The sequence below is a fragment of the bacterium genome, from assembly GCA_026398675.1.
Lineage (GTDB): Bacteria > RBG-13-66-14 > RBG-13-66-14 > RBG-13-66-14 > RBG-13-66-14 > RBG-13-66-14.
This window is the reverse complement of sequence record JAPLSK010000372.1, coordinates 1-4,139: the sequence shown is the minus strand read 5'-3', so window position 1 is coordinate 4,139 and position 4,139 is coordinate 1. Positions and strand designations below refer to the sequence as shown.

The window sequence follows — 4,139 nt, the reverse complement described above, 5'->3', positions numbered from 1 at the left end:
AGTCCAAGAGCGACGTGGACGAACTGGACGGCAACTACCTGTTCCGCATCACCCCGTCGGACAACGACAAGGGCGAGACGGGCCAGACCACGGCGTTCCAGGTGGACGACTCCGACGTGCCCGCGATTACGCTGACCACCCCGTCGGGCGAGCAGACCGCTGACGTGGTGATTGCTTACAATTTGACGGACCGAGAAGGTGATCCCATCAGCCTGGTCCCCGAGTACTCCGCCGAGGGCGGCGCCACGTGGAAGGCCGCGACGGTTAGCGGGGCGGTTGAAGGCGTGAAGCCGGGTTCCGGCTCGCTGACCTGGAAGTCCAAGAGCGACGTGGACGAACTGGACGGCAACTACCTGTTCCGCATCACCCCGTCGGACAACGACAAGGGCGAGACGGGCCAGACCACGGCGTTCCAGGTGGACGACTCCGACGTGCCCCGGATAACGCTCGACGCAGTCACCGGCGAGCTCACCGCCGAAGTCACGATTTCCTTCAACCTGGAGGACCGGGAAGGCGACCCGTGCAGCCTGAAGGCCGAATTTTCCACCGACGGTTCGACCTGGAAGCCGGCCAACGTCACCGGCCAGACAGAGGGCGTGAAACCGGGCCGGGGGCAGCTCAAGTGGAACTCCGCCGGCGACCTGGACCGCGTGGACCTCGAAAAGGTGTATTTCCGCATCACCCCGTCGGACAACGACAAGGGTGAGCCGGCGCAGACGGGCCCCTTCCGCCTGGACAATTCCGAGCCCCCGCTCATGGACCTGGACACGCCGTCCGGTGAGCAAACCGGCGCGGTGTCCGTCGGGTACAACGTTTCCGACCGCGAGGGCGACACGGTGAACCTGGTCGTCGAGTACAGCCTGGACGGCGGTTCGAGCTGGAAGCCCGCGACGGTGACCGAGACGACCACGGGGATAAAGCCCGGCAAGGGCAAGCTTACATGGCGGAGCGATACCGACGCGCCCGGCGTGGACGTGAACGCGGCGATGCTCCGGGCCACTCCCTCGGACAACGACAAGGGGACCTCGGGACAGACGGGCATCTTCCCGCTGGACAACAACAAGCCGCCCACGGCGACGGTGACCGTCCCGGCGGGCGTGATAACCGGCCCCGTGGCGGTGACGGTCACGCCCAAGGATCCCGAAGGCGACCCGGTGGACTGCGACCTGGAGTACGACGCGGGGGCGGGCTGGACGCCGGCGAGTTACACCGGCAAACTTAGCGGATTGACCGGCCCCGTCACCGTCACCTGGGACGCCCCGGGTCAGTTGGGCGCCGTAGCGGCCGGCGGCAAGCTGCGCGTCATCCCCGCCGACAACGACACGGGCGAGCCGTCCGAGACGAGCTTCAGCGTGAACAACACCCCGGCGCCTCCACCGGAACCGGAGCCCACTCCGGAACCGACGCCGACGCCTTAGGTAAATCTTTATGCCGAAAACACTCCTTTTTCTCCTGGCGATGCTGACCTGCGCGGCGCTCGGCGCCCCGCGCGTGGTCGCGCTACCCCTGGAGAACGAGGGGTCGCCCCAGGACGCCTGGTATCTCATGGGGCTGACCGAGTCTCTGGCCTGGCGCCTGAACGAGTCGAATTCCGCCGTGGGCCTCGACTGGCGCACTTTGCACCAGGCGCTCCAGGAGCTCCAGATGGGGCGTCAGCGCAGTTTCAGCGAGGAGGATCGGGAAAGAATCCTCGCTAACCTCAAGCCCGACTACTACCTCCGCGGTTCCTACCTCATCGAGCAGCCGGAGGACCCGCTGGGGGATGTGCGCTACTCGGTTGAGGTCACCTGCCTGACCTACCCCGAAAAGAGGGAACTCTTCAACATCCGCTTCACGGGCGTGGACATCTTCGCCATCGAGGTGGAGATTTACAAGGAGGTCCGCCTGGCCATCGGCGAACCCCTGACGGAAGAGGAGTTGAAAGAGGCCCAGAACTTGATCACCGATGACGCCGTCGCCTACCGGTGGTACTGCCGGGCCGTCAGCACCGTGGGCAACCCGGCGCAGCAGGCCGACTACCTCATCGAAGCGATCAAGCTCAACCGGGGTTTCCTGACGGCGCGCCGGGAGCTGGCCCGGGCGTACCTACAGTCGGGCGATACCCCGCGGGCGCTGAACGAGATTATCACCGTCCTGCGCGAGGAACCCGACGATTGTTGGGCGCTCAAATACTACGGGGACATCCTCGACGCCCTGGGCGAGAGCGGCAAGGCCATGCGCATCTACCGTCGGGCCGGGATGGCCGATGAGCGCGAGTGGCGACTGCACCTCGAGCTGGCCTGGACGCTGGAGGAGAAGGGTTCCTACACCATGGCCGAGAAGTCGTACGACAAGCTCATGGTGAAGGATAGCCGCTTCTACGAAGCCTACCGCGGACTGGCCGTCATTCTGTTGAGCCGGGGGGAGTACGCCGCGGCGCTGGACCTCCTGGAGCGGGCGCGAAGCCTCGGCGAGGGTATAGCCGAGTACCACAACCTCATCGGCCGGGCCTACATTTACAACGGGCGGTTCGCGGAGGCGGGGACGCTGGTCGGAGGGCGACGACCTCCTGGTGCTCGAGGCCAGGAGCGTCAACGGCAAGCACCTCTCGGTCAAGTTCCGCCTGCCGTCGTCTCTGTCCGCCTTCGAGCAGCGGCTCACGAATCTGGTCCAGGGGAACGTCGATCGGGGCAGCGTCACCCTGACCTGTCTCGAATTCTCCGGCTTCGCCGATCCCGGGGCCGTGCCGAAGGTGAATCTCGATTTGGCGCGGGGCTACATAAAAGCGGCCACCTCGTTGCCCCCCGAGGTGTCCCGGGATCTGACGGCCTATGAGCTTTTGCGCCTACCCGGCGTGGTGGCCGAGTTCGAGGGCCGCCTCGACGCGGGACGCTTGGGGCGGGCGCTGGACGCGACGGCCGGGGATGCGCTCCGGGGGCTGGCGGACTCCCGCCGCCGGGAGGGGGAGGAGCTTTCCAATAAAATCGGCGCGATGCTCGATAGTCTCGCCGGTGACCTCTCGACCCTGCGGTCCCTCGCCGACGCGGTTCCGGAACGGATCAAGGTCGTTCTCTTCGAAAGGCTTTCCGAACTGACCGGGACCACCCTGGACCGCGAGCGGCTGGAGCAGGAGGTGGCTTACCTGGCTTCCAGGGCCGACGTGACCGAAGAACTGGACCGGCTGGAGGGGCACATCGGGGCGTTCCGGTCGGCCCTGGATTCCACGGAATCCCAGGGGCGTCGGCTGGACTTCCTCTGTCAGGAGGTGCTCCGCGAGCTCAACACCTGCGGCAGCAAAGCCTCCGGAACCGATATCACCCCTCTGGTGTTGGATATGAAGGTCACCCTGGACCGGATTCGCGAGCAGGCGGCGAACATCGCCTGAGGATTTGATGGAAGAAAAGCCACGCGGCATCCCCATCGTCATCTCCTCGCCCTCCGGCGGCGGCAAGACGAGCATCTACAACGCGCTGGCTGAGAGGCACGCCGAATTTTTCTACTCCATCTCGGCCACCACGCGCCCCCGGCGGGCCAACGAGGCGGACGGCGTCCAGTACCACTTTCTCGACGAGAAGGAGTTCCTGCGGCGGCGGGAGGCGGGGGAATTCATCGAGACCGCCCGGGTGCACGACCATTGGTACGGCACACCGCGCGAGCCGCTTGAACGGGCGTTACGTGAAGGCCGGGATGCCGTTCTCGATGTGGACGTTCAGGGGGGCGACTCCATCCGCGGTATTTACGGCGGGGATGCGCTGCTGATATTCATCGTCCCCCCCGACCTGGCGACGCTGCGGGAGCGGCTCGAGCATCGCCGCTCCGAGGAGCCGGCGCTCGTCGAGCGGAGGATGACGAACGCCCTGGACGAGCTCCGCCGCGCTCCGGACTACGACTACATCGTGGTGAACGACGTCCTGCGCCGGGCGGTGTACGAGGTGGAGGCCGTCATCACCGCCGAGCACCTCCGCAGCGCCCGGCTGGCCGGCATTCTCGGAAAACGCTTCCCCGAGCTTGGGGAGGGATAGATGGGACGCCTGTCGGTTCTCTTGATTTTCGCGGCGGCGGCCCTCCTGACGGGATGCGAGCCCGCCGAGCCGCTGCCAAACCCCATGGCCGACATCGAGATCACCGGGTACGCCTCGGGCCAGCTCTATCCCGACGGC

The 4,139-nt window shown here is 66.3% G+C and carries 3 protein-coding genes and 1 pseudogene; all 4 read left to right on the top strand.

The genetic code is table 11. From position 1 onward, the window contains the following. On the top strand, positions 1-1,418 hold a 1,418-nt coding region (locus NTW26_11255; protein ID MCX7022825.1), incomplete at its 5' end, for a hypothetical protein. Between the two features lie 226 nt (positions 1,419-1,644). After that, positions 1,645-2,430, top strand: a pseudogene (locus NTW26_11250) (tetratricopeptide repeat protein). Positions 2,431-2,551: 121 nt separating this feature from the next. After that, positions 2,552-3,364: a YicC family protein gene (locus tag NTW26_11245; GenBank protein MCX7022824.1), complete on the top strand. Its 813-nt coding sequence runs from the start codon at positions 2,552-2,554 to the stop codon at positions 3,362-3,364. A gap of 7 nt (positions 3,365-3,371) precedes the next feature. Continuing rightward, the gene (gene gmk, locus NTW26_11240) at positions 3,372-4,001 is read left to right on the top strand and encodes a guanylate kinase (GenBank protein ID MCX7022823.1); all 630 of its coding nucleotides are present in this window, start codon (positions 3,372-3,374) and stop codon (positions 3,999-4,001) included. Positions 4,002-4,139 lie beyond the last annotated feature (138 nt).

Excerpts from the sequence above, each read along its gene's own strand:
- gmk (MCX7022823.1), top strand. The coding sequence starts at position 3,372 with ATGGAAGAAAAGCCACGCGGCATCCCCATCGTCATCTCCTCGCCCTCC.